The following is a 743-nucleotide window of genomic DNA, read 5'->3' as shown; positions in this document are numbered from 1 at the left end:
GTTTCATGCATTCAGTTGGTTTTCGACTATAGCCTCTTTATTTTGGTTAGCACATCTTCGAAGAAAAAAAACGTTTAGGATAAAAAAATGGATTGGTGGGGTATTATTGGGAATTGGCTTTTTTCAATTATACGATGGTATTATCCAACATAAAATTTTAAAAATACATCAAATAAAATATAATGTTTATATATTGCCTTATGATATTGTTTGGAATGTCACTGCTGTAATTATTTTAATAATTGGGATTATAATTTTCTTGCAATCTAAAAAAAATAGTAATTCACACTAAGGAGTAAATAATATGAATTCTCACCTTTTTAGTGAAAATATATGTTTTAAAATAATTTTAACCTTATTTTTAATTATGTTATTTGTTATATATATTTTTTTTGCACTCCTTACTAATAAAAAATATAAGAAATGGTTTTTATACCGCTATGTTTGTTGGTCAATAGGACTTCTAAGTATAGGAATATCTCTAGTAGGGCCTTTAGCAACCTTAGCTCATCATAATTTTATTGGCCATATGATAACTCATCTTCTAATTGGCATGCTAGCTCCATTGTTAATCGCACTTTCTATGCCTGTAACTTTACTATTAAGATCTATTGACGTTTATAACGCTCGAAAATTAACGCGAATCTTAAAAAGTCGTTTAATTCAATTTATTAGTAATCCAATTATAGCTTCACTTTTAAACATTGGAGGGCTTTGGTGCCTTTACACAACAAATCTATATA

Annotated in this window: 2 protein-coding genes; both read left to right on the top strand. The window is 27.6% G+C overall.

Features of this window, described 5'->3' with window-relative positions; translation table 11 throughout:
* A partial coding sequence (locus ACF91D_RS31065) for a DUF2243 domain-containing protein (protein WP_392438600.1) occupies nt 1-292 on the top strand: 292 nt, incomplete at its 5' end.
* A gap of 12 nt (nt 293-304) precedes the next feature.
* The coding region (locus ACF91D_RS31060; RefSeq protein ID WP_392438599.1) for a cytochrome c oxidase assembly protein at nt 305-743 on the top strand (439 nt) is incomplete at its 3' end.

The organism is Staphylococcus sp. 231237_7MaSpsaltlick (assembly GCF_043107035.1).
The sequence above is the reverse complement of the archived record's forward strand: the minus strand, read 5'-3'. Positions and strand labels throughout refer to the sequence as shown.